This is a genomic window from Pseudomonas putida (assembly GCA_041879295.1).
Taxonomy (GTDB): Bacteria; Pseudomonadota; Gammaproteobacteria; order Pseudomonadales; family Pseudomonadaceae; genus Aquipseudomonas; species Aquipseudomonas putida_Y.
This window is the reverse complement of record CP047152.1, coordinates 5,089,848-5,113,846: the sequence shown is the minus strand read 5'-3', so window position 1 is coordinate 5,113,846 and position 23,999 is coordinate 5,089,848. Positions and strand designations below refer to the sequence as shown.

Sequence of the window (23,999 nt, the reverse complement as noted above, 5' to 3'; positions counted from 1 at the left end):
CATCAATACTGATATCGCAGCAAAGCCTGAGGCAGCGCATGCATGGCAAAGAACGCCAGCAACGCCATGCATGCCGGCAACACCAGCCACCATACCCGCAGTGGCAGAGCCGGCAGTGCCTGCTGGCGTTGCACCAATGTCAGGCTGAGTGCGCACACGCAGCAGGCCAGAAGAGCCCCGGCCAGGATGTCGGTTGGCCAGTGCGCCCCCAGGTACACCCGTGACAGGGCAATCGACAGCGCCGGAATGCACCCCAGCATCACCCAGGTCAGGCGCATCCGTGGTGGCTGCCCACGTCCTGCCAGCACGGCCATAACCAGAAAGAACGCGAACGATGCCGAGCTGTGCCCGCTGGGCATGCTGTAGCTGGTCAGTGGGTCGGTCAATACTTCCGGTCTGGCCCGGGCAAATAGCCATTTCAGTGTGCCGTTGGCGATCGCAGTGCCCATCAACGCGCCAGCAGCGAAAAATGCGTGCCGCCACTGGCGGGCAAGCAGCAGCAGGCCGGTCAGCAGGCCGCCGAGGAAGAACTGGGTGCGGAAATCGCCTAGTCGTGTCACCAGTACCACGGTGCTGTCGATGGCCTGGCTGCGATGCTCCTGGACCAGTGTCATCACGCCTTGGTCGAACTCATGGAAGTAGGGCCAGCCAAGGAATACACCGGCCAGGGCGATAAAGCTGAGAGCGGCAACCAGCCGCGTGCCGTGGCGCTGGTCACGCAGGCTGGTATTCAGGCTCAGGCCGATCAGCACTGCGAGGGCGCCGGCAATGATCCCGGCGTCCAGCCAGAAGCCTTCCGGCAGGGGCAGGCGCATGGCGGCGCCGGTGGCCCAGCCGGGTAGCAGGTAGGCTACCGACCAGCCGGCACCCGCCAACAGGCTGACAGCGATGAAACGCGGCAGGGGCATGTCGAACATGCCGGCGACCATTGGCAGCATCGGCCTCAGCGGGCCGATGAAGCGGCCTACCAGCAGGCTGGCGATGCCATAACGCTGGAAGTAGCTTTCGGCGCTGCCGATCCATTCTGGATGGTGGCGGAGCAGCGGCAGGCGGCGGATGTTCTGGTGAAAGTACTTGCCCACTGCGTAAGACAGGGCGTCGCCCAGCAGGCCGCCGAGAAAGCCGAGGAGCAGCGTTTCGCCCAGGCTGAACGCGCCGTTGCCGGCCAGTACCGCAACGGCGAAAAGCAGTATGGTGCCCGGCACGATAATGCCGGCGATGGCCAGGCATTCGATGCAGGCCACCAGGAAAATCGCCAGGCCAAGCCACTGCGGGTTGGCGCTGAGCCAGCCGGTCAGGCTGTCGAGCCATTGGCCCATGTTCAGCTTCCTTGTTCGAGAATGAAGAAATCACGGCCTTCGACTTGGCCGCGACGTAACGGGTTCCGTGTGCAGAAACGGGCGTACTCGGCGTCGACGAAGCGGTACGGCAGGTGCTCGTCGCGCCCGTGCGGGATGCCCAGGCGAGCGGCCTGGATCACCCGGGGCACGACATTGCCACAGTCCTCGACGTACAGACGTTCGGCGTCGAAACGCTGGGCGTCCCAATGCGGCACTTTCAGGCCCAGGGCCCGGCATAGCAGGGTCTGGCCGGCGCACAGGCGCTCTTGCGGGCGGATATTGCCGCTTGCATCGGGGTTGTTCAGTTGCATCTGCGCCAGGCTGTCGGGCCCCGAGAGGGTGTCCTGCCAAGGATAGGCAGACTTGATCAGCACCGCGTTGCCCGGCCCGTGGGCGCTGAAGTTGAGCGAATCGCCGCCGCGGGCGTAGTACATGTAGATGTGCCCGCCCTCCAGGAACAGCGCCTTGCGTTTTTCGGTGTAGCCGAGCGAAGCGTGGCTACCTTTGTCGGTGAGGTAGTAGGCCTCGGTCTCGATGATTCGCGCGGCCAGCCACAGGTCGCCGTGGCGGTGGCGAATGACCTTGCCGAGCAGGGCCTTGGCCAGGGTCTGGGCGTCGCGGTCGAAAAAACTGTCGGGCAGGGCTGGCATGCGGGCGGTTCGTGGCTGGAAGGGCTGGGATGATAGCAATGAATGACTTAATCGAGGCTGAACCTGTAGGGCGATTGATTGGTATCCATATGTTTCATTGGCAGGGGCTGCTGGGTGTTCGCCTTGAGGTGTTTGGTTTCTGTGAAATCGAGCGCCGCCCGCGCGGCGCATCGCGAGCTACGCTCGCTCCTACGTTTGTTTCTGGCCAGTAACGCCTGTGACAGGTGCGCGCGACCGCCCTGGTTTGTACGCCGTAATATTAAGTCATGCACCAGGGCGTCCGCGCGCAAGTTTCCCAGGAAAGCAGACGTAGGAGCGAGCGTAGCTCGCGATGCGCCGCGCGGGCGGCGCTCGATCTCACAGGCACCAAACACCTTCAGCGCAAACACCCATTTTCTACCATCCGCCACCCGCCGCTGGGCGTACACCTGCGCGGCAGTTATAATCAGCCGATTTCCCCTTCGCCAAGACACCGAACCCATGACTGAGTCCGTTCTTGACTATATGACCCGCTTGGGTCGCGCTGCCCGTGAGGCTTCCCGGGTCATTGGCCGTGCCAGCACCGCGCAGAAGAACCGCGCCCTGCAGGCTGCCGCCGACGCGCTGGACGCCGCCCGTGCCGAACTCACCGCTGCCAACGAGCTGGACCTGGCCGCCGGCCGCGCCAGTGGGCTGGAGCCCGCACTGCTCGACCGTCTGGCGCTGACCCCGGCGCGTATCGACGGCATGATCACCGGCTTGCGCCAGGTGGCCAGCCTGCCGGACCCGGTCGGTGCCATCCGCGACATGAGCTACCGCCCATCGGGCATTCAGGTAGGCAAGATGCGTACCCCGCTGGGGGTGATCGGGATCATCTATGAATCGCGCCCGAACGTGACCATCGATGCTGCCAGCCTGTGCCTCAAGTCGGGTAACGCAACCATCCTGCGTGGCGGTTCCGAAGCCATCCATTCCAACCGCGCCATTGCCACCTGCATTCAGCGTGGCCTGGCCGAAGCCGGCCTGCCGGCGGCGGTGGTGCAGGTGGTCGAAACCACCGACCGCGAAGCCGTGGGCGCGCTGATCAGCATGCCGGAATTCGTCGATGTCATCGTGCCGCGCGGTGGCCGTGGCCTTATCGAGCGTATCAGTCGCGATGCCCGCGTGCCGGTGATCAAGCACCTGGACGGCATCTGCCACATCTATGTCAGCCAGCATGCCGACCTGGACAAAGCCTGGAATGTGGCCTTCAACGCCAAGACCTACCGCTATGGCATCTGCGGGGCCATGGAAACGCTGCTGGTCGACCAGCAAGTGGCTGAGCGCTTCCTGCCAGAAATGGCCCGCCGCTTCGTCGAGAAGGGCGTGGAACTGCGCGGTTGTGAGCGCACCCAGGCCATCATCAGCGTCAAACCGGCTACCGAAAGCGACTGGCACACCGAATACCTCGATGCGATCCTGTCGATTCGCGTGGTCGACGGCCTGAACCAGGCCATCGAACACATCAACCACTATGGCTCGCACCACACCGACTCGATCATCACCGAACACCAGGGTGAAGCCCGCCAGTTCATGGCTGAAGTCGATTCGGCGTCGGTCATGCTCAACACCCCGACCTGCTTTGCCGACGGTTTCGAGTACGGCCTGGGTGCGGAAATCGGTATTTCCACCGACAAGCTACATGCCCGCGGCCCTGTGGGCCTGGAAGGCCTGACCTGCGAGAAGTATGTGGTGATCGGCGATGGCCAGTTGCGCGGCCAAGGGTCCTGCTGAGTTGAGCAAGGCTCACGCAGTCCGGCGCATCGGCATTCTAGGTGGTACCTTCGACCCCGTGCATATCGGCCACCTGCGCAGCGCGCTGGAAGTGGCCGAGTTCATGGGGCTGGATGAGCTACGCCTGTTGCCCAATGCCCGGCCGCCGCACCGCGACACGCCACAGGTGGCCGCGCAGGATCGCCTGGCCATGGTCCGTGAAGCGGTGCAGGGCGTCGCTTGCCTGAGCGTCGATGCCCGCGAGCTGGAGCGTGACAAGCCGTCGTACACCATTGATACGCTGGAATCGATCCGCGCCGAATTGTCCGGCGACGACCAGCTGTTCCTGGTGCTGGGTTGGGATGCCTTCTGTGGCCTGCCCGCCTGGCATCGCTGGGAAGAATTGCTGCAACACTGTCACATCCTGGTACTGCAACGTCCGGATGCTGACGTAGAACCCCCTGACGAGTTGCGCAACCTGTTGGCTGCGCGCTCGGAGAGCGATCCCACCGCCATGTCCGGCCCGGCGGGAAATATTTCGTTCGTCTGGCAGACGCCGCTTGCGGTGTCGGCTACACAGATCCGACAGCTGCTGGCCAGCGGCAGATCGGTGAGGTTCCTGGTGCCGGACGCCGTACTGGCCTATATCGAGGCGCACGAACTGTATCGTGCGCCCAACTGACGGTGCCTCTGGCGCCTCATCCAACGAGTTGAACGAGTTTTATATGACCAAGCAGAAAATTTACGGCGAAGAACTGGTCGCAGTGACCAAGGCAGCGCTGGAAGACGTCAAGGCCCAGGACATCCAGGTCATCGACGTGCGCGACAAGCACAGCCTGACCGACTACATGATCATTGCCACCGGTACCTCCAACCGCCAGATCAACGCGATGGCCGAAAAGGTCCGTGAAGCGGTCAAGGCCAAGGGCGCCCAGCCACTGGGTGAAGAAGGCAAGGGCGACAGCGACTGGGTGCTGCTGGACCTGAACGACGTCATCGTGCACATGATGACCGCCGCTGCCCGCCAGTTCTACGACCTTGAGCGTCTGTGGCAGGGTGCCGAGCAAAGCCGTGCCGCCGATGGCAAGCACCACAGCCCGGACCATGCTCACGAGTACTCCGACAAGCTCAAAGACCGCGAGTGAGGAAAGCGCTGTGCGTCTGCGCCTGATTGCGGTCGGCTCGCGCATGCCGAAGTGGGTCGAGGAAGGCTGGCATGAATATGCCAAGCGCCTGCCCACCGAGCTGTCGCTTGAGCTGGTGGAAATCCCGCTGAACACCCGTGGCAAGAATGCCGACGTCGCCCGCCTGATCCGTCAGGAGGGCGAAGCCATGCTAAGCAAGGTGCAGCCTGGGGAACGCATTGTCACCCTCGAGGTCCATGGCAAGCCCTGGAGTACCGAGCAGTTGGCCACCGAGCTGGACCGCTGGCGCCTGGATGCGCGCACGGTGAATTTGATGGTGGGCGGCCCGGAGGGCCTGGCACCTGAGGTTTGCGCGCGCGCCGAGCAACGTTGGTCGCTGTCGCCGCTGACTTTGCCGCACCCGTTGGTAAGGATACTCATCGGCGAGCAGATCTACCGCGCCTGGACCGTGTTGTCCGGGCACCCTTACCACAAATGAGCCTGTAAGCAGTCCGATGTCGCAGCCGATCCGTCTCAAGGACCACGAGAAAGACGCCCGCCTGGTGCGCAAGCGCGTCGTCGTCGGCGCAGTGGCGATCATGCTGCTTATTTGCGTGCTGATCGCGCGGCTGTACTACCTGCAGATCATCCAGTACGACTACCACTCCACGCTGTCGGAGAACAACCGGGTGCATGTGCAGCCGATCCCGCCGACTCGCGGGCTGATCTTCGACCGCAACGGCGTGATCGTTGCCGATAACCGGCCCAGCTTCAGCCTGTCGATGACCCGCGAACGTGCAGGTAACTGGCAGGAAGTGCTGGATACCATCGTCGAAGTGCTTGAGCTCGACGCTGACGATCGTGCCCTGTTCGAGAAGCGCATGCGCCAAGGCCGCCGGCCATTCGAGCCGGTGCCGATCCTGTTCGAACTCAACGAAGAGCAGATCGCCCGTGTGGCGGTAAACCAGTTCCGCCTGCCGGGTGTGGAAGTGGTGGCCCAGCTGGTGCGGCATTACCCGCAGGGTGCGCACTTCGCCCATTCGGTGGGTTATGTTGGGCGGATCAACGAGAAAGAGCTGAAAACGCTCGACCCGGTGAACTACAGCGGCACTCACCATATCGGCAAGACCGGCATCGAGCGCTTCTACGAAGACGCCCTGCACGGTCAGGTGGGTTATGAGGAAGTCGAGACCAACGCCCGTGGCCGCGTGCTTCGGGTGCTCAAGCGCACCGACCCGAAGCCGGGCAAGGACATTGTGCTGAGCCTGGACATCAAGCTGCAGGAGGCCGCCGAAGCCGCCCTGGGCGGCCGGCGTGGTGCAGTGGTTGCGCTCGACCCACGAACCGGCGAAGTGCTGGCGATGGTGAGTCAGCCGAGCTTCGACCCCAACCTGTTCGTCACTGGCATCAGCTTCAAGGCCTATGGCGAATTGCGCGACTCGATCGATCGGCCGTTATTCAACCGCGTGCTGCGTGGCCTGTACCCGCCGGGTTCGACCATCAAGCCGGCGGTGGCTATTGCCGGCCTGGACAGTGGCGTAGTCAATGCCAGCACCAGGGTGTTCGACCCGGGCTACTACCAGCTGCCCAACTACGACCACAAATACCGGAACTGGAACCGCTCCGGTGATGGCTGGGTCGATCTGGACACCGCCATCATGCGCTCGAACGACACCTACTTCTATGACCTTGCACACAAGATGGGCATCGATCGGTTGTCCAGCTACATGAACAAGTTCGGCATCGGCCAGCGGGTTTCCCTCGATATGTTCGAGGAGTCTGCGGGGTTGATGCCCTCGCGCGAATGGAAGCGTGCCACCCGTCGCCAGGCCTGGTTCCCCGGCGAAACCCTGATTCTCGGCATCGGCCAGGGTTACATGCAGGCCACGCCGCTGCAGCTGGCCCAGGCCACTGCACTGATCGCCAACAAAGGCGTGTGGAACCGCCCGCACCTGGCCAAGACCATCGAAGGCCTGCCGCCGGTAGACGACAACCCGCCGGAAGACATCGTGCTGCGTGACAAGTCTGACTGGGCCAAGGTCACCCATGGCATGGAGCAGGTGATGCACAACCCCCGCGGTACCGCGCGCAAGGCAGCTGCCGGTGCCCAGTACCGCATTGCCGGCAAGAGCGGTACCGCCCAGGTGGTGGCGATCAAGCAGGGCGAGAAATACGACCGCAACAAACTCCAGGAGCGCCACCGCGACCATGCCCTGTTCGTCGCTTTTGCCCCAGCCGAAGCCCCGAGAATCGTGGTCTCGGTGATGGTCGAGAACGGTGAGTCCGGCTCGGGTGTCGCCGCACCGGTGGTACGCCAGATCATGGACGCCTGGCTGCTCGACGAAAATGGCCGGCTCAAACCCGAGTTCGCGCCAGCCACCGTTACCCAGGAATCGGCCCTGTGATGAACAATTTCGATCGCATGCTCTCCAGCGAGGATGTGATGCGTCGGCGTGCCAGCTTTTTGCAGCGCATCCATATCGACGGCCCCTTGCTGATCATTCTGCTGACCCTTGCGGCCGGTAGCCTGTTCGTACTGTATTCGGCCAGTGGCAAGAACTGGGACCTGCTGCTCAAGCAAGCCACCTCGTTTGGCATCGGCCTGGTGTCGATGTTCGTCATTGCCCAGCTGGAGCCGCGCTTCATGGCGCGTTGGGTGCCGCTGGCCTACCTGGCCGGGGTGTTGTTGCTGGTGGTGGTGGACGTGATGGGCCACAACGCCATGGGTGCCACACGCTGGATCAACATCCCCGGCGTGATCCGCTTCCAGCCCTCGGAATTCATGAAGATCATCATGCCGGCGACCATCGCCTGGTACCTGTCCAAGCGCACCCTGCCGCCACATTTGAAGCACGTGGCGATCAGCCTGGTGCTGATCGGCGTGCCGTTCATGCTGATCGTGCGTCAGCCCGACCTGGGGACCGCGCTGCTGATCCTGGCCTCCGGTGCCTTCGTGCTGTTCATGGGCGGCTTGCGCTGGCGCTGGATCCTCAGCGTGCTGGCGGCAGCCGTACCCGTCGCGGTGGCAATGTGGTTCTTCGTCATGCACGACTACCAGAAGCAGCGGGTATTGACCTTTCTCGACCCTGAAAGCGACCCGTTGGGGACCGGTTGGAACATCATCCAGTCCAAGGCGGCGATCGGCTCGGGCGGGGTATTTGGCAAAGGCTGGTTGCTTGGCACACAGTCGCATCTGGACTTTCTGCCGGAAAGCCACACCGACTTCATCATCGCCGTGCTCGGCGAGGAGTTCGGCCTGGTTGGCATCTGTCTGCTGCTGATTGTCTACCTGCTGCTGATCGGCCGTGGCCTGGTGATCACGGCCCAGGCGCAGACCCTCTTCGGCAAGCTGCTTGCGGGCAGCCTGACCATGACCTTTTTTGTATACGTGTTCGTCAATATCGGAATGGTGAGCGGCCTTCTGCCCGTGGTGGGCGTGCCGCTGCCTTTCATCAGCTATGGCGGAACATCGTTGGTGACGCTGCTGTCAGCGTTTGGCGTTTTGATGTCGATCCATACGCACCGCAAGTGGATCGCGCAGGTTTGAATAAGGTGAACAATTTCATGCAAGCAGTGCGTAACTGGGCTGCCCGTTGTGCGCCTTGGATTGGTGCGGTGGGCCTGTTCGGCGCTGTACAGTTGGCCCATGCCGGCGAATACGAAGGCTCGCCGCAGGTAGCTGCGTTTGTTGGCGAAATGAGCCGCGACTATGGTTTTGCGCCGGAGCAACTGATGGGCGTGTTTCGTGAGGTACAGCGCAAGCAGTCGATCCTCGACGCCATCTCGCGACCGGCCGAGCGGGTCAAACCGTGGAAGGACTACCGGCCGATGTTCATCACCGATGCGCGTATCGCTCGCGGTGTGGATTTCTGGCGCCAGCACGAGGCCGTATTGACGCGGGCCGAGCAGGATTACGGCGTACCTGCGCAGTACATTGTCGCGATCATTGGCGTGGAAACCTTTTTTGGCCGCAATACCGGCAACTACCGGGTGATCGACGCCCTGTCGACGCTGGGCTTCGACTACCCGCCACGTGCCGAGTTCTTCCGCAAGGAGCTGCGTGAGTTCTTGCTGCTGGCCCGCGAGGAGCAACTCGACCCCTTGACGCTCAAGGGCTCGTACGCCGGCGCCATGGGCCTGCCGCAGTTCATGCCGAGCAGCTTCCGCAACTACGCGGTGGACTTCGACGGGGACGGCCATATCAATATCTGGAACAATCCTGACGATGCCATCGGCAGCGTGGCCAGCTACTTCAAGCGCCACGGTTGGGTGGCCGGGGAGGGAGTGGTCAGTCGCGCCAGGGTGGAAGGTGAGCGCGCCGACGAAGGCCTGACCACCGGCATCGAACCGGTGAAAACGGTCGGGGAGTTGCGTACGCTTGGCTGGTCGGTTCATGATTCCCTGCGCGATGATCTGCCGGTTACCGCCTTCCGTCTCGAGGGCGAGAGCGGCCCTGAATACTGGATGGGCCTGAAAAACTTCTACGCGATCACTCGCTACAACCGCAGCGTGATGTATGCCATGGCGGTACATCAGCTTGCGGAACAGCTGGTTCAAGTACGGGGCGTCAAGTAATGCGCGCAATCATCTCTGGCAATTCTTTCAAGCTGCTCACCTGCCTCGCCGTCGGCGTGGTGCTGGCCAGCTGCTCCTCCAATCGCCCGACCCAGCAAAGCAGCGGCAGCGTCGTACGTAGCCAGCCCGGCTTGGACATCAACCGGGCACACAAGGACGGCGCGCCGTGGTGGGACGTGGATGTGAACAAGATCCCTGATGCCACGCCGACCGTGCACACCGGTAACTACAAGGCCAACCCGTACACTGTGCTTGGCAAGACCTACTATCCGATGCAGGACTCGCGCAACTATCGCGCCGAGGGTACGGCGTCGTGGTATGGCACCAAGTTCCACGGGCAGAACACTGCCAACGGTGAGCTGTACGACCTGTATGGCATGAGCGCAGCGCACAAGACCCTGCCGCTGCCGGCCTATGTGCGGGTGACCAACCTGGCGAACGGCCGCAGCGTGATCCTTCGGGTGAACGACCGTGGCCCGTTCTATTCCGACCGTATCATTGACTTGTCCTATGCTGCGGCGAAAAAGCTCGGCTATGCCGAGATCGGCACCGCGCACGTGCGCGTCGAGGGTATCGACCCGAAGCAGTGGTGGGCTGAGCGTGGCCAAACGCCGCCGATGGTACTGAAGGAGCCGCAAGTGGCGCAGACCCAGGCAATACCGGCCAGCACCGGGCGTGTCGAGCAATGGACTCCGCCACCACAGCAGCACGCAGCGCCAGTGGTACCGGTGCAGGTGGGTGGCAATAACGTGCCTGGCGGCAACGCTGGCAGTTTCTTGCAGGTAGGCGCGTTTGCCAACCCGGACGCTGCCGAGTTGCTGCGCGCCAAGCTCAGTACCATGGTCAATGCCCCTGTGTTCATCAGCTCGATCGTGCGTAACCAGCAGACCCTGCACCGCGTGCGCCTGGGGCCTATCGGCAGCCAGGGCGAGGTCCAGCAAGCGCAAGACAGCATTCGCCTGGCGAACTTGGGGCAGGCCAAGCTGGTCACAGCAGACTGACTGTGGGAGCGGGCGCGCCCGCGAAGACGGCAACACCAAACTGTCGGTTTTGTCATGAATTGCCGGGCTCGGCCATGTACAATGACAGCTTTTGCCCGCAGCGACATAAAGCCGCACTGTCGCGGGCCAGGCCAACGGCCATAAAACTAGACTGACTGGCGCTGGGCGCATGATCTTGCCCAGGGAACATCTCAGACCATTAGCGATTTTCGAGAGACGGATGAACATCACCAACCTTGCCAAACGACTTTGCCTGCCTGTACTGCTGCTGATCACGCCTGCCGCCTTCGCGGCGGAGCAGATGACGCCGGCGCCACCACAACTGGCCGCCAAGTCCTACGTACTCATGGACGCGTCCAGCGGCAACGTGCTGGTCGAGAACAACGGTGACGAGCGTCTGCCGCCAGCCAGCCTGACCAAGCTGATGACCGCCTACATCGCGACCCTGGATATCCGCCGCGGCCAGATCGGTGAAAGTGACCCGGTTACCGTCAGCGAAAACGCATGGCGTACCGGCGGTTCGCGCATGTTCATCAAGGTTGGTAGCCAGGTATCGGTCAGCGACCTGCTGCACGGCATCATCATCCAGTCCGGTAACGACGCCTCGGTCGCCTTGGCCGAGCATATCGCCGGCAGCGAAGACGCCTTCGCCGACATGATGAACAAGACGGCTGCCGACCTGGGCATGACCAACAGCCACTTCATGAACCCGACCGGCCTGCCGAACCCCGAGCACTACTCGTCGGCGCACGACATGGCGACCCTGGCCCGTGCGATCATCAACGTCGACCCGGCTCACTACGCCATCTACTCGCAGAAAGAGTTCTTCTGGAACAACATCAAGCAGCCTAACCGCAACCTGCTGCTGTGGCGTGACAAGACCGTCGATGGCCTGAAAACCGGTCACACCGACGAAGCCGGCTACTGCATGGTGGCTTCGGCCGTTCGCGATGGCCAGCGCCTGATCGCCGTGGTCTTCGGTACCAACAGCGAACAATCGCGTGCTGCCGAAACCCAGAAGCTGCTGACCTACGGTTTCCGCTTCTTCGAAACCCAGACCTTCTATCAGAAGGGCACCGAGCTGACCCAGGCACCGGTCTGGAAGGGCGCTACCAGCCAAGTCAAGGCTGGCCTGGCTGACGACCTGACCATGACTATGCCTAAAGGCCAATTGAAGCGCCTGCAGGCTTCGATGACCATGAACCCGCAGCTCACCGCACCGATCGCCAAAGGTGACGTGATCGGCAAAGTGGAAGTCAAACTGGACGAGAAAGTGGTTCACAGCGCCGACCTGATCGCCCTTGATGGCGTCGAGGAAGGTGGTTTCTTCCGCCGTATGTGGGATAGCATCCGTCTATTCTTCTACGGGTTGTTCAACTGATACGTGACCTGCATGCCCCCGCGCATACCGCGGGGGTGTTGTTGTTGCCACGGCTTACGAGGCCGTTTCCGCCATGAGCGAACCAGACGTCAAGTCGCACAAGATCGAATTCCCTTGCGACGATTACCCGATCAAGGTCATCGGTGACACCGTTGTCGGTTTCAAGGACACGGTCATCGAGATTCTCAGCAAGCACGCCAAAGTCGACCTTTCTACCCTGGCCGAGCGCCAGAGCAAGGAAGGCAAGTACACCACCGTGCAATTGCACATCGTTGCCGAAAGCGAGAACCAGCTGCACGATATCAACAGCGCCCTGCGCGCTACCGGCATCGTGAAAATGGTGCTCTGATGCCCGCCTGTCTCGGTTTTCGCGATCTTGGCCTGCAGCCCTACGAACCGGTGCTTGAGGCCATGCGTCGTTTTACCGAGCAGCGTAGCCCGGACAGCCAGGATGAAATCTGGCTGGTCGAGCACCCTTCGGTCTTCACCCAGGGGCAGGCCGGCAAGGCCGAGCACCTGCTGGTGCCGGGCGACATCCCGGTGGTGCAGACCGACCGCGGCGGCCAGGTCACCTACCATGGCCCCGGTCAGCTGGTGGCCTACCTGCTGCTGGATGTCCGCCGGCTGGGCTTTGGCGTGCGTGAGCTGGTCAGCCGTATCGAGCAGGCCCTCATCGACCTGCTCGCCAGCTATGCTGTTCAGGCGTCTGCCAAGCCCCATGCCCCGGGTGTCTATGTCGACGGAGCGAAAATTGCCTCCCTCGGCCTGCGAATTCGCAACGGCCGTTCGTTTCACGGCCTTGCCCTGAACGTGGACATGGACCTTGCGCCATTCCGCCGAATCAACCCCTGCGGCTATGCGGGGCTGGCGATGACCCAGCTGCGCGATCTGGCAGGCCCGATCGAACTCGACGAGGTCAGGACAAGGCTGCGCGGACAGCTGGTCAAGCACCTCGACTACGCTGAGCAGACGACCCTCACGGGCGGAATCGACTGAATATGACAACTGTGCAAGAAGCCGTGCCGAACCTGATACCTACCCAGGATGCCACCCCGCGCCCAGCGCCGAAGAAGGTGGAAGCTGGGGTCAAGCTGCGTGGCGCCGACAAGGTCGCGCGCATCCCGGTGAAGATCATCCCTACCGACGAGCTGCCAAAGAAGCCCGACTGGATCCGCGTGCGTATCCCGGTGTCGCCCGAGGTAGACCGCATCAAGCAACTGCTGCGCAAGCACAAACTGCACAGCGTGTGCGAAGAGGCCTCCTGCCCGAACCTGGGCGAATGCTTCTCGGGTGGTACCGCCACCTTCATGATCATGGGTGACATCTGCACCCGTCGTTGCCCGTTCTGCGACGTTGGCCACGGCCGACCGAAGCCGCTGGATCTGGACGAGCCGAAAAACCTGGCGGTTGCCATTGCCGACCTGCGCCTGAAGTACGTGGTGATCACCTCGGTGGACCGCGACGACCTGCGTGATGGTGGTGCCCAGCACTTTGCTGACTGCATCCGGGAAATCCGCGCGCTGTCGCCAGGCGTGCAGTTGGAGACCTTGGTGCCGGACTACCGTGGCCGTATGGACGTTGCCCTGGAAATCACCGCGCAAGAGCCGCCGGATGTGTTCAACCACAACCTCGAGACCGTACCGCGCCTGTACAAGGCCGCGCGCCCGGGTTCGGACTATGACTGGTCGCTGGACCTGCTGCAGAAGTTCAAGCAGTTGGTGCCGCACGTACCGACCAAGTCGGGCCTGATGCTCGGCCTGGGTGAAACCGACGAGGAAGTGATCGAAGTGATGCACCGCATGCGCGAGCATGACATCGACATGCTTACCCTCGGCCAGTACCTGCAGCCGTCGCGCAGCCACTTGCCGGTGCAGCGTTTCGTTCACCCGGACACCTTTGCCTGGTTTGCCGAGGAAGGTTACAAGATGGGCTTCAAGAACGTTGCTTCTGGCCCGCTGGTGCGTTCTTCGTACCACGCCGACCAGCAGGCTCACGAAGCCAAAATCAAGCTCTGAGCTATGCTCTAGCCAAGAGCAGAGCCACATATGCCGATGCACGCCCAAGGGCGGCATCGGCATTTTTGTTTGTGTCCCATGCTGCAAGGAGCCGCGATGTATTGCGCCAAAACCTTCCAACCCACTCTGCCAGCCGCGCTGCCGGCCAACGCATGCTTTGCCATTGTCGCCCCGGCGGGCGCGGCGCGGCTTGATGCGCACAAGGTCAGCCAGTGGTTCGTTGACCGCGGCTACCGTTGCTGTATTTACCCGGGTGCCCTGCAGGCACAGGGTTACCTGGCGGGGCCGGACCAGCAGCGTTTGCAGGACCTGCACGCAGCCTTTGCCGATCCGGCCATTGACGCCATTCTGTGCATGCGTGGGGGCTACGGCAGCATGCGCCTGCTTGACCAGCTCGACTTCGAACTGATCCGGCGCAACCCCAAGCCGCTGATCGGCTACAGCGACATCACTGCACTGCATACGGCGATCTACCGGCATGCCGGACTGGTGACCTTCCATGGGGGCATGCTCAATGCCGACCTGCTGGGGGCCAAGTTGCCACCGACCGAGTCGTCGTTGCTGGCGCAGCTGGGTGGGCTTGTGAAGGCAGGCGAGCAGGTCGTGCACCCGCAGGGTTTCGCATTGGACAGCGTGTTACCGGGGGTAGCCTGCGGGCCGCTGCTGGGTGGCAACCTGTCGATGCTGGGTGCGACCATCGGAACGCTTGCCGAGCTGGATACCCAGGGCTGCATCCTGTTCATCGAGGACGTCAACGAGCCGCTGTACAGGGTGGATCGGCTGCTGACCCAGTTACGCCTGGCAGGCAAGCTGGAGGGGATCAAAGGCGTGCTGGTGGGCGACTTTGCCGGGATTACCACAGCGGCGCTGACGCCGTTGCTGGAGGATATGTTTGCGCCGCTTGGGGTGCCGGTGCTGGCGGGCTGGCGCAGCGGGCATTGTGACCCGAATGTATGCTTGCCCCTGGGGGCTCGGGTGAGGCTCGACAGTGGTCAGCAAACACTGGTGCTGGAGCAGGATCTGTTCAGGGCATGAAATTGCCGGGGCCGCGCAGCGGCCCCGAAATGCTTACTGCTGGCGCAGGTTCTCAAGCAGCTTATGGGTCGGGTACCCATCCGCCGGCCATCCAAGCCCTTGCTGGGCATTGCGGATCGCCTTGCGGGTATTGGCCCCGATAATGCCATCGGCATTACCTGCATCATGCCCGCGGCTGTTCAACAAGTGCTGCAGCTCCATGCGCTCGCTGCGACTGAGCGGCATATCGTCTTTCGGCCAGCTGCCGGCAATGAAGCCCCAGCCGCTGAAGCGATCCCCGAGCAGGCTCACCGCCAAGGCATAGGACGACGAGTTGTTGTACTTGAGGATGGCGCGGAAGTTGTCCAGCACCAGGAACGCCGGGCCGCGTGCACCGGCCGGCAGCAGCAGGGCGGCAGACAGCTGGTTGCTACCTGCCGGCAGGCGAGTGCCTGCTGGCAGTTTCACGCCCATCGCCAGCCATTCACTCACCGGTTTGCGCTGTGCGCCATCGGCCTGCCAGAAGTCGAAACCAGCTGGCACCTGTACCTCGAAGCCCCACGGTTGGCCGCGTTTCCAGCCCGAACTCTGCAGGTAGTGCGCTGTTGAGGCCAGGGCGTCTGGTGTGCTGTTCCAGATGTCGCGTCGGCCATCGCCGTCGAAGTCCACGGCATGGGTGTTGTAGGTGGTCGGGATGAACTGGGTCTGGCCCATGGCGCCGGCCCACGAGCCCCGCATGGCTTCAGGCTGGATGTCACCATGCTGGATGATCTGCAGCGCGGCAATCAGCTGGTCCTGGGCAAACTGTGGGCGGCGGCCCTCATAGGCCAAAGTGGCTAGCGAGCGGATCACCGACTTGCTGCCCTGGAACTGGCCGAAGTTGCTTTCCATGCCCCACACCGCGACCAGCACCTGGCGGTCCACGCCATATTGTTGCTCGAGGCGAGTCAGCAACTCAGCGTTCTGCACCAGCAGCTTCTTGCCGTTGCGCACGCGCAGGGGCGACAGGGCGCCTTCGAGGTACTCCCACACCGGGCGGGTGAACTCCGGCTGGCTGCGATCTGCCTTGATCACGTCCAGGTCAGGGGTGACACCGAGGAAGGCGCGGTCGAAGGTGCTCGGCGAAATGCCGGCTTGCAGGGCCTGCTCGCGGAAGCCCGCTTGCCATTGGGCGAAGGTTTGCAGAGGCTGGATTTCAGTGCTGACGTCGGGCATTGCGCCGGGCACGGTCACCACTGGATTGGGTTGGGCAGGGGCCAGCGGCAGCGCGTCGGCGGCGGTGGGCTTTTCCGCACAGGCCACGAGCAGGATGAAGCTGGAGGCCGCGATCAGCTGGCGGGTTTCCCAGCGGGGGATAATACGGAAGAGCATGCACAGATCCAGAGTTGCAGGTCAGGTGACGACCATATCATGCCTGCGCTTGCGATGCTTTCATGCAGCCAAAAAGTAGGAAGCCTCCCAATCTCTCGATTGGAAGGCTTCGCGGCGGTAGCTGCCTTTGCCCTTGTTCGGTTGTTCCTGGCGGCAGCGGAACAGTGGCTGGGCGATGATGGACTTGGCCTTGTTGGGGCCGTGCTTTTTCGGCTTTTTGCTCATGGCGGTATCCCGGGTTGGGTGGGTTTCGGGGCGCACTGTAGGGCTTGGGCTGCCGGGGAGCCAATTGATTGTGTTTATGGTCGAGAACCTGGGCCTTGCAGCCCTGTGGTGGGGGGGTTACTCGGGAGGAAGAGTCAGGCGCTGGCCGGCCATCAGCAGCGACAGCCGCGCCAGGCCAATCCAGGGCGAACCTTCTGCCTGCCCTTTGATCTGCGCATCGATACGCTGGGCATCCTGCAGCAATTGCGCCCAGCGCTGCGCCGAGAGGCGCTGCAGGGCCTTGTTGACCAGCGGTCGGCGTTTGTCCCAGATGGGCGGGCGGGCCTGGCTGAACGCTTTGTCCAATGGCACGCCTTGGCTGAACTGCTGGGCCAGCCCCGCCAGTTGGCGCAGCTCACGGGCCAAGGCCCAGAGGATGACGGGCGGCTCCACACCTTCACCGCGCAAGCCTTCGAGCATGCGCAGGGCATGCGCAGCCTCGCCGTTGAGAATGGCGTCGACCAGGCCGAAGACATCGAAGCGGGCGCTGTCGGCGACGGCAGCCTGCACGGTTTCCACGGTGATCTGGCTGCCTTCGGCCAGCAACTTGAGCTTTTCGATTTCCTGCGCGGCTGCCAGCAGGTTGCCTTCCACGCGCGCGGCAATCAGGTCGACGGCATCACGCTGGGCTGACAGGCCGGCCTGTTGCAGGCGCTGGTTGATCCACTGAGGAAGCTGATGCACATCCACCGGCCAGATCTGGATGAACTGGCAATGGGCGCCTTCGATCAATGCCTTGCCCCACTTGGTCTTCTGCGCACTGCTGTCGAGCTTGGGCAGGCTGATCAGCAGCAGCGTGTCTTCGGCGGGGTTGGCGCAGTATTCCATCAGTGCAGCGGCACCCTTGTCACCGGGCTTGCCCGAGGGCAGGCGCAGTTCCAGCAGGCGGCGCTGGGCGAACAGCGACAGGCTTGCGCCGGCCTGGAGCAGGGTGCCCCAGTCGAAGTTGGCGTCGGCACTGAATACCTGGCGTTCATCGAAGCCTTGCTGACGCGCGGTATTGCGGATGGCGTCGGCGGCTTCCTGGCACAGCAGCGGGTCGTCGCCGCTGACCACGTAGACCGGTGCCAGGGCGCCTTGCAGGTGCTTGTTGAGTTGGGCGGGGGCGAGCTTCATGGGGAGCAGGCGGGGCGCCCGAGGGCGCCCCTCACGGGCTTAGTTGCCCGGCACTTCCAATGGCGATTGCTGAGGCGTCTCGGCCTGCTGGCGGCGTGCAGCCTCCAGCGCGGCAGCTTCGGCTTTGGCGCGCTCGTCGGCTTCACGCTGCAGCTCGTCCAGCTGGGCTGGGGACAGCATTTGCAGGCGTACGACCATGGCGTTGACCAGGTCGCGGCGCATTTCTTCGCGTGCGCGGTCGGCTTCCTGCTCGGAGCCGGTGATGTTCGAGCCGTCACGCAGGTAGATCTTGCGCACCTCCAGCTTGTCGCTCATCAGCTCCAGGTTGTTCAGGCCCAGGATGCTGTAGTCCAGCTTGGTAGTCAGCTCGTACTCGGCGGTACGGTTGCCACCGCTGTAGGTAGCCGAGCGCTCGCGCTCCTGTTCGTTGGTCAGCACCAGGCGATACGGTGCGCCGGCATGCACGTTGACGCCGCTACGTTCCAGTACTTCACGCAGCTGGACCACGGTCGGGCCATAGGCATTGCGCGCGCTGACGTCCATTTCCTTCACGCTCAGCTCGGTGGAGCCGGTGCCGCGCAGCTGGAAACCGCAGGCGCTGAGCATGACCGCCAGGCCGATTACCAGCAAATTGCGTTTAATCATGTTGTTGCTCCCTTTGGGGCCTGTTCCGCCCACCCGCAGCCAATGCGGGTGGGCGTTTTCATCAGTTGGCGACGATGTTGACCAGCTTGCCCGGTACCACGATGACCTTGCGGATGGTCAGGCCATCGATGAAGCGCAGGACATTCTCGTTGCTGCGGGCAGCGGCTTCGACTTCTTCGCGGCTGGCAGCGGCAGGCATCTCGACCTGGCCGCGCAGTTTGCCGTTGACCTGAACCACCAAAGTAATGGTGTCCTGGACCAGCGCCTGTTCGTCGACGCTTGGCCAGGCGGCATCGATCACCGAGCCTGCATGGCCCAGTTGCTGCCACAGCTCATGAGAGATGTGCGGAGTGATCGGTGCCAGCAGCAGGGTAACGGCTTCCAGGCCTTCCTGAAGCAGGGCGCGGTCCTGTTCGGTGGCTTGCGGGGCCTTTTCCAGTACGTTCATCACGGTCATCACCTGGGCGATGGCGGTATTGAACTTGTGGAACTGGCCCACGTCGATGCTGGCCTGTTTGATGGCAGCGTGAATGGCGCGGCGGATGACTTTTTGTGCGTCGTCCAGGGCGGCAACATCCAGCTTGCCTGGCAGGCCTTGGCTGACGTGAGCCTGAGCCAGGCGCCAGACACGACGCAGGAAGCGGCTGGCACCTTCGACGCCGGAGTCGGACCATTCCAGGCTCATGTCGGGCGGCGAGGCGAACATCATGAACAGGCGGCAGGTGTCGGCGCCGTAGGCTTCGATCATGGACTGCGGGTCGACGCCGTTGTTCTTCGATTTCGACATTTTCTCGGTGCCGCCGATTTCCACCGGCAGGCCGTCGGTCTTCAGGCGAGCGCCAATGATCTTGGCTTTGGCATCACGCTCGATCTCGACATCGGCCGGGTTGAACCAGTCCTTGCCGCCGTTGCTGGCAACGCGGTAGTAGGTCTCTGCGACCACCATGCCCTGGGTCAGCAGGTTCTTGAATGGCTCGTTCGAGGTGACCAGGCCTTCGTCACGCATCAGCTTGTGGAAGAAACGCGCGTACAGCAGGTGCAGGATCGCGTGTTCGATACCACCGATGTACTGATCTACCGGCAGCCAGTGGTTGGCGGCTTTGGGGTCGACCAGGCCTTTGTCGTAGTTTGGCGAGGCATAGCGGGCGAAGTACCAGGACGACTCGACGAAGGTGTCCATGGTGTCGGTTTCGCGCTTGGCCGCAGCACCGCATTTCGGGCAGCTGCATTCGTAGAATTCAGGCATGCGCGCCAGTGGCGAACCGGCGCCGTCCGGCACCACGTTCTCCGGCAGGGTGACCGGCAGCTGGTCTTCCGGCACCGGTACGTCGCCGCAGGACGGGCAGTGGATGATCGGGATCGGGCAGCCCCAGTAGCGCTGGCGGCTGATACCCCAGTCGCGCAGGCGGAACTGGGTACGCGATTTGCCCAGTTCCTTGCGGATCAGGGCCGCTTCGATGGCATCGAAGGCGCCAGCAAAGTCCAGGCCGTCGAACTCTGCGGAGTTGATCAGCTGGCCGTGCTCGCCATAGGCGGCCTGCCACTCGCTGCCGACTTCGTCGCCAGCGCTGGTGCGCACCACGGCCTTGACCGGCAGGTTGTACTTGTGGGCGAATTCGAAGTCGCGCTCGTCGTGGGCCGGCACGGCCATTACCGCGCCATCACCGTAGTGCATCAGCACATAGTTGGCGACCCATACTGGCAGCTTCTCGCCAGTGAGCGGGTGCTCGACCAGCAGGGAAGTGGCCATGCCCTTCTTCTCCTGGGTGGCCATGTCGGCTTCGGCAACGCTGCCGCTCTTGCACTCATCGATGAACGCCTGCAGCGCCGGGTTGCCCTGCGCGGCCTGGGTGGCCAGCGGGTGCTCGGCGGCGACGGCGACGTAGGTGGCGCCCATCAGCGTGTCCGGACGGGTGGTGAAGACCTTGAGGGTGCCTTCGTGGCCGATGCTGGCCTGGTCGTACGGGAACTGTACTTCCATGCCGCGCGATTTGCCGATCCAGTTGCGCTGCATGGTCTTGACCTGCTCAGGCCAGCCCGGCAGCTCGTCGAGGCTCTCCAGCAGCTCGTCGGCGTAATCGGTGATGCGGAAGTAGTACATCGGGATTTCGCGCTTCTCGATCAGCGCGCCCGAACGCCAGCCACGGCCGTCGATGACTTGTTCGTTGGCCAGAACGGTCTGGTCCGCCGGGTCCCAGTTCACGGTACCGTTCTTGCGGTAGATGATGCCTTTCTCGAACAGGCGGGTGAACAGCCACTGCTCCCAACGGTAGTAGTCGGGTTTGCAGGTGGTGACTTCACGTGCCCAGTCGATGGCCAGGCCCAGGCTCTTGAGCTGGGTCTTCATGTAGTCGATGTTTTCGTACGTCCACTTGGCCGGGGCGACGTTGTTTTTCATCGCCGCGTTTTCCGCGGGCATGCCGAAAGCGTCCCAGCCCATCGGTTGCAGGACGTTCTTGCCCAGCATGCGCTGGTAACGGGCAATCACGTCACCGATGGTGTAGTTGCGCACGTGGCCCATGTGTAGCTTGCCGCTCGGGTACGGGAACATCGATAGGCAATAGTAGGTGTCTTTGCCTGGCTGTTCGGTCACAGCGAACGATTGTTGCTCGTCCCAGAACTTCTGGGCGGCGGCTTCGATATCACGGGGCGTGTATTGTTCGTGCATGGCTACTTTTGGCTGAGAGAGAAGAGACCCTGTTCCAGGCAGCGGAACCTCGCTGCGTCCGGCACTCCGGTGTCGTTTAGAGTGAACGCCGTAGCATACAGCAGCGCCGAGCATCGTGGGAAACCTTCGTTGCGAATGCCCGCTGGTCGCGGCACACGGCTGCTTTTTGCAGCGACGCTAAGCTCAGGTGTGGGGGGGATATTCTTACCTTCAATGAGGTGAACGGATGGGAGAGACGCAGCTACCCGCAATCAGACCGGAGCTTTACGAGCGCCTTATCGACCGGCTTGGCCTGGCACTGGAAACGGCCAGGACCTCGGTTCGATTGCGCGACGAGATGCCAGCTGAGCTTGAGTTGCGTGGCCTGAGCCACGCGGAGTTTGAAGTGATCAAGGCGTACCTGGACTCCCTCCCGGAGCGCCACAATGCCGCTGTCGGCAGTTACCCACAAGCGGAGCCGACGTCGGCCAAGATCATCTGGCTCAAGGACAAGAAACGCCCCGCCAGCAAGGCGAGACCCAGGACGCTGCCGCATCGCTAGCCGTTCAGGACGCCAGGTGCAGGCCATCGCGCGCCGGTTCTTCACTATCACACAACTCACGATCGACGCCGGTACGCACTTGTTGCCCGGCGTCGATCCTTCTAGGCTGCACACCTGCCAAGGAGGTGTGGCCGATGCCGATCCGATTCTTCATCAAACAATGGCTGATGCCGCCGGGCCTGCTGTTCTTGCTGCTGCTTGCGGCCTGGTGGCTGCGCACGCGGCGGCCACGGTTGGCGGCGCTTTGCTTTGCCGTAGGATTGGGTGGCCTGTGGCTGATGAGCCTGCCGCTGGTGGTGCAGGAAACCGCCCGTGTACTGGAAAGTGAGCCGCCGCTGGCCGTGAGCGACTGGGCCCGCCTGGCGAGCCAGGCGGATGCCATTGTGGTGCTGGGCGCCGGGCGCGAGCGCGGGGATCCGGCCTGGGGCGGCGCAGACCAGCCCACGGCCACGGCGCTGGAGCGTATGCGCTTTGCGGCGCGTCTGGCCAAGGCCTCGGGCCTGCCAGTGCTGACCAGTGGCGGGTTGCATTTCGGGACGCCGCCCAGCGAGGCGAGGCTAATGGCTGATCGCCTGCGTGAGGATTTCGCTGTCGAGGTGAAATGGCGCGAAGAGGCCAGCCGCACGACCTGGGAAAATGCCCAGCTGACGGCCAAGGTGCTGCAGCCTTTGGGAATTCGTCGGGTGGTGCTGGTGACCCAGGCCTGGCACATGCAGCGTTCACGCTGGAGTTTTGAAAAGGCGGGGTTCGAGGTGGTGCCGGCGCCGGTGGGGTTCCTGGGGCGCGATCATGCGCGGCCGTTTGGCGGGCTGCTGCCAGAGAGCCGGGCGATGTGGCAGAGCGGGCAACTGCTTAATGAAGTGGTGGGGTTGGTGGGGTACCGGGTGTTTTACTGATTCACCGGCTTACATAATCCCCTGTAGGAGCGGGCTTGCCCGCGAAAGGGCCTGCCCTGCCGGCCAATCTCCACCCGCCGTTCACCGTTGCCGCCACTACCGTATTCGCGGGTAAACCCGCTCCTACAGTGGCCGCGTATCGCCAATCAGACGGTTTTTGCAATACGCCCTGCCAGCAACGCCCAGCCCAGCAACAGCGTGCAGACAATCGCCAATGGCCATGAGCGCCATTGCAGGTAAGGTGTCAGCTGCTGCATCGGCACCACTTCGCCATACAGCACCGCCTGCTGGAACTGTGGAACCTGCGTGGTAATGCGGCCAAAGGGGTCGATCAGCGCGGTCACGCCGTTGTTGGTGGCGCGGATCATCCAGCGGCCGGCTTCCAGCGCGCGCATCTGCGCCATCTGCAGGTGCTGCAAGGGGCCGATGGATTTGCCGAACCAGGTGTCGTTGCTGATGGTCAGCAGCAGGTCGCTACGCGCAGCCAGGCCGGCGGCGAACTCGGGGTAGACCACCTCGTAGCAGATGTAAGGTGCAATCTGATAGCCCTTGGCCTGCAGCAGCGGCTGGTCTTCCGGGCCGCGGGCGAAGTCCGACATGGGCAGGTTGAAGAACTCGATGGCCCCACGCAGCACGTCTTGCAGCGGTACATACTCGCCAAACGGCACCAGCTTCTGCTTGAGGTAAGTACCATCGCCTTCGCCCGTGACGGTGATGCCGTTGTAGTAGCGGCGCTGGTGGTGCACTTCTTCACGCACCGGCACCCCCGTGATCAGCGCCGAATGCCGCTCGGCGGCGAAGCGGCCCATCACGTCGATGTAGCCCTGGGCCTGGTCCTTGAGCACCGGAACAGCAGTTTCCGGCCACACCAGCAGGTCCACCGGCCTGGAGCTGAAGCTCAGGTCGCGGTATAGCGCCAGTTGCGCATCGATGTGCGCGGGGTCCCATTTAAGGTCCTGCTCGACGTTGCCCTGGATCGCCGCCACTTTCAGCGGCTCGCCTGCCGGAATGGTCCAGGCATGGCCCTTGAGCGCCAGGCCCAGCACCCAGGGGGCCAGCAACAGCACACTGGCCACGGCCAGGAACGAGGGGCGGGTGCGCAGGCGGTGCAGGTTGCACAGCAGGGCGGCGGTGAGGGCGAGAGTGAAGGAAATCAGCCATACGCCGCCCAGCGGTGCAAGGCCGGCCAATGGGCCATCCAGTTGGCTATAACCAGCGTAGAGCCAGGGGAAACCGGTCAGGAACCAGCCGCGGAAGGCCTCTTGCAGGAGCCAGAGGGCGGCGAAACACAGGGCGTCGGCCAGTGGTGCTTCGTTGCGTCGTAGCCAGCGCGCCCACAGCCAGGTGGGCAGGGCGAAGAACCAGGCCAGTGCGGCGAAGAACACCAACAACAACACGATTGCCAGCAGCGGCGAGGCGCCGCCGTAGGTGTTCATGCTGACGTAGATCCACCAGGTGCCGGCGCCATACAGGCCAAACCCGAACCACCAGCCACGCCACATGGCCTGGCGCGGGCTGAGCTCGCGCAGGCCAAGGTAGAGCACCGCGATGGACAACACCGCCAACGGCCAGAAGTCGAACGGCGCCAGGGCCAGGAGGGTGGAAGCACCGGCCGACAGGGCCAGCAGGTTACCGGGCCAGCCGGGGCGGGTGAACCAACGCATGTT

Annotated in this window: 24 protein-coding genes; 16 read left to right on the top strand and 8 right to left on the bottom strand. The window is 63.2% G+C overall.

What is annotated here, in order from left to right; all coding sequences use genetic code 11:
• Positions 1–2: 2 nt before the first annotated feature.
• Entirely contained in the window at positions 3–1,319 is a 1,317-nt protein-coding gene (locus GST84_23355) for a phosphatase PAP2 family protein (GenBank protein ID XGB15116.1), read from the bottom strand.
• 2 nt (positions 1,320–1,321) lie between these two features.
• Positions 1,322–1,990, bottom strand: a complete 669-nt coding sequence (locus tag GST84_23350; protein XGB15115.1) for a DNA-3-methyladenine glycosylase — start codon at positions 1,988–1,990, stop codon at positions 1,322–1,324.
• Positions 1,991–2,028: 38 nt separating this feature from the next.
• Here GST84_23350 and GST84_23345 point away from each other — a divergent pair, with 38 nt between their 5' ends.
• The 14 genes from GST84_23345 to GST84_23280 all read left to right on the top strand — a co-directional run bounded on the left by GST84_23345 (position 2,029) and on the right by GST84_23280 (position 14,852).
• The gene (locus tag GST84_23345; GenBank protein XGB15114.1) at positions 2,029–2,202 is read left to right on the top strand and encodes a hypothetical protein; all 174 of its coding nucleotides are present in this window, start codon (positions 2,029–2,031) and stop codon (positions 2,200–2,202) included.
• Between the two features lie 268 nt (positions 2,203–2,470).
• Positions 2,471–3,742, top strand: coding sequence for a glutamate-5-semialdehyde dehydrogenase (locus GST84_23340; GenBank protein ID XGB15113.1), 1,272 nt, complete (start codon positions 2,471–2,473; stop codon positions 3,740–3,742).
• A complete protein-coding gene (gene nadD, locus GST84_23335) occupies positions 3,711–4,403 on the top strand; it encodes a nicotinate-nucleotide adenylyltransferase (GenBank protein XGB15112.1) in 693 nt (230 codons plus the stop codon). Before GST84_23340 ends, nadD begins: the two co-directional genes overlap by 32 nt.
• A 43-nt stretch (positions 4,404–4,446) precedes the next feature.
• Positions 4,447–4,866, top strand: coding sequence for a ribosome silencing factor (gene rsfS / locus GST84_23330; GenBank protein XGB15111.1), 420 nt, complete (start codon positions 4,447–4,449; stop codon positions 4,864–4,866).
• A gap of 10 nt (positions 4,867–4,876) precedes the next feature.
• Positions 4,877–5,344 (top strand): 23S rRNA (pseudouridine(1915)-N(3))-methyltransferase RlmH, encoded by a 468-nt coding sequence (gene rlmH / locus GST84_23325; protein XGB15110.1) that lies wholly within the window; start codon positions 4,877–4,879, stop codon positions 5,342–5,344.
• A 16-nt stretch (positions 5,345–5,360) separates the two neighbouring features.
• A complete protein-coding gene (mrdA, locus tag GST84_23320) occupies positions 5,361–7,250 on the top strand; it encodes a penicillin-binding protein 2 (protein ID XGB15109.1) in 1,890 nt (629 codons plus the stop codon).
• Positions 7,247–8,392 (top strand): rod shape-determining protein RodA, encoded by a 1,146-nt coding sequence (gene rodA, locus GST84_23315; protein XGB15108.1) that lies wholly within the window; start codon positions 7,247–7,249, stop codon positions 8,390–8,392. Before mrdA ends, rodA begins: the two co-directional genes overlap by 4 nt.
• A gap of 17 nt (positions 8,393–8,409) precedes the next feature.
• Positions 8,410–9,420: a lytic murein transglycosylase B gene (mltB, locus tag GST84_23310; protein XGB15107.1), complete on the top strand. Its 1,011-nt coding sequence runs from the start codon at positions 8,410–8,412 to the stop codon at positions 9,418–9,420.
• Complete coding sequence (locus GST84_23305) at positions 9,420–10,421, top strand: septal ring lytic transglycosylase RlpA family protein (GenBank protein ID XGB15106.1); 1,002 nt, start codon at positions 9,420–9,422, stop codon at positions 10,419–10,421. The genes mltB and GST84_23305 overlap by 1 nt, the downstream gene beginning before the upstream one ends.
• Positions 10,422–10,641: 220 nt before the next feature.
• A complete protein-coding gene (locus tag GST84_23300; GenBank protein ID XGB15105.1) occupies positions 10,642–11,802 on the top strand; it encodes a serine-type D-Ala-D-Ala carboxypeptidase in 1,161 nt (386 codons plus the stop codon).
• Positions 11,803–11,875: 73 nt separating this feature from the next.
• Positions 11,876–12,151, top strand: a complete 276-nt coding sequence (locus tag GST84_23295; GenBank protein XGB15104.1) for a DUF493 domain-containing protein — start codon at positions 11,876–11,878, stop codon at positions 12,149–12,151.
• A complete protein-coding gene (gene lipB, locus GST84_23290; protein XGB15103.1) occupies positions 12,151–12,798 on the top strand; it encodes a lipoyl(octanoyl) transferase LipB in 648 nt (215 codons plus the stop codon). The genes GST84_23295 and lipB overlap by 1 nt, the downstream gene beginning before the upstream one ends.
• A gap of 2 nt (positions 12,799–12,800) precedes the next feature.
• Positions 12,801–13,817 (top strand): lipoyl synthase, encoded by a 1,017-nt coding sequence (gene lipA / locus GST84_23285; protein ID XGB15102.1) that lies wholly within the window; start codon positions 12,801–12,803, stop codon positions 13,815–13,817.
• A gap of 96 nt (positions 13,818–13,913) precedes the next feature.
• Positions 13,914–14,852 (top strand): LD-carboxypeptidase, encoded by a 939-nt coding sequence (locus GST84_23280; GenBank protein ID XGB15101.1) that lies wholly within the window; start codon positions 13,914–13,916, stop codon positions 14,850–14,852.
• A gap of 33 nt (positions 14,853–14,885) precedes the next feature.
• On the opposite strand, the gene GST84_23275 is transcribed toward GST84_23280, so the two are convergent.
• The 5 genes from GST84_23275 to GST84_23255 all read right to left on the bottom strand — a co-directional run bounded on the left by GST84_23275 (position 14,886) and on the right by GST84_23255 (position 20,895).
• Positions 14,886–16,202, bottom strand: a complete 1,317-nt coding sequence (locus tag GST84_23275; protein XGB15100.1) for a lytic murein transglycosylase — start codon at positions 16,200–16,202, stop codon at positions 14,886–14,888.
• Positions 16,203–16,262: 60 nt separating this feature from the next.
• Positions 16,263–16,427, bottom strand: a complete 165-nt coding sequence (gene arfA, locus GST84_23270; GenBank protein ID XGB15099.1) for a ribosome alternative rescue factor ArfA — start codon at positions 16,425–16,427, stop codon at positions 16,263–16,265.
• Positions 16,428–16,544: 117 nt separating this feature from the next.
• Positions 16,545–17,582 carry a DNA polymerase III subunit delta gene (locus GST84_23265; protein XGB15098.1) on the bottom strand — a complete coding sequence of 346 codons (1,038 nt, stop codon included), beginning with the start codon at positions 17,580–17,582 and terminating at the stop codon, positions 16,545–16,547.
• Between the two features lie 39 nt (positions 17,583–17,621).
• A complete protein-coding gene (locus GST84_23260; protein ID XGB15097.1) occupies positions 17,622–18,227 on the bottom strand; it encodes a hypothetical protein in 606 nt (201 codons plus the stop codon).
• Positions 18,228–18,288: 61 nt separating this feature from the next.
• The gene (locus GST84_23255; protein ID XGB15096.1) at positions 18,289–20,895 is read right to left on the bottom strand and encodes a leucine--tRNA ligase; all 2,607 of its coding nucleotides are present in this window, start codon (positions 20,893–20,895) and stop codon (positions 18,289–18,291) included.
• Between the two features lie 226 nt (positions 20,896–21,121).
• Between GST84_23255 and GST84_23250 the strand changes: the two genes are divergently transcribed.
• Both GST84_23250 and GST84_23245 read left to right on the top strand, forming a co-directional pair.
• Positions 21,122–21,436: a hypothetical protein gene (locus tag GST84_23250; protein XGB15095.1), complete on the top strand. Its 315-nt coding sequence runs from the start codon at positions 21,122–21,124 to the stop codon at positions 21,434–21,436.
• A gap of 134 nt (positions 21,437–21,570) precedes the next feature.
• Positions 21,571–22,332: a YdcF family protein gene (locus GST84_23245; GenBank protein XGB15094.1), complete on the top strand. Its 762-nt coding sequence runs from the start codon at positions 21,571–21,573 to the stop codon at positions 22,330–22,332.
• 146 nt (positions 22,333–22,478) lie between these two features.
• Here GST84_23245 and lnt read toward each other — a convergent pair whose 3' ends face one another.
• Positions 22,479–23,996 (bottom strand): apolipoprotein N-acyltransferase, encoded by a 1,518-nt coding sequence (lnt, locus tag GST84_23240; protein XGB15093.1) that lies wholly within the window; start codon positions 23,994–23,996, stop codon positions 22,479–22,481.
• Positions 23,997–23,999: the final 3 nt, after the last annotated feature.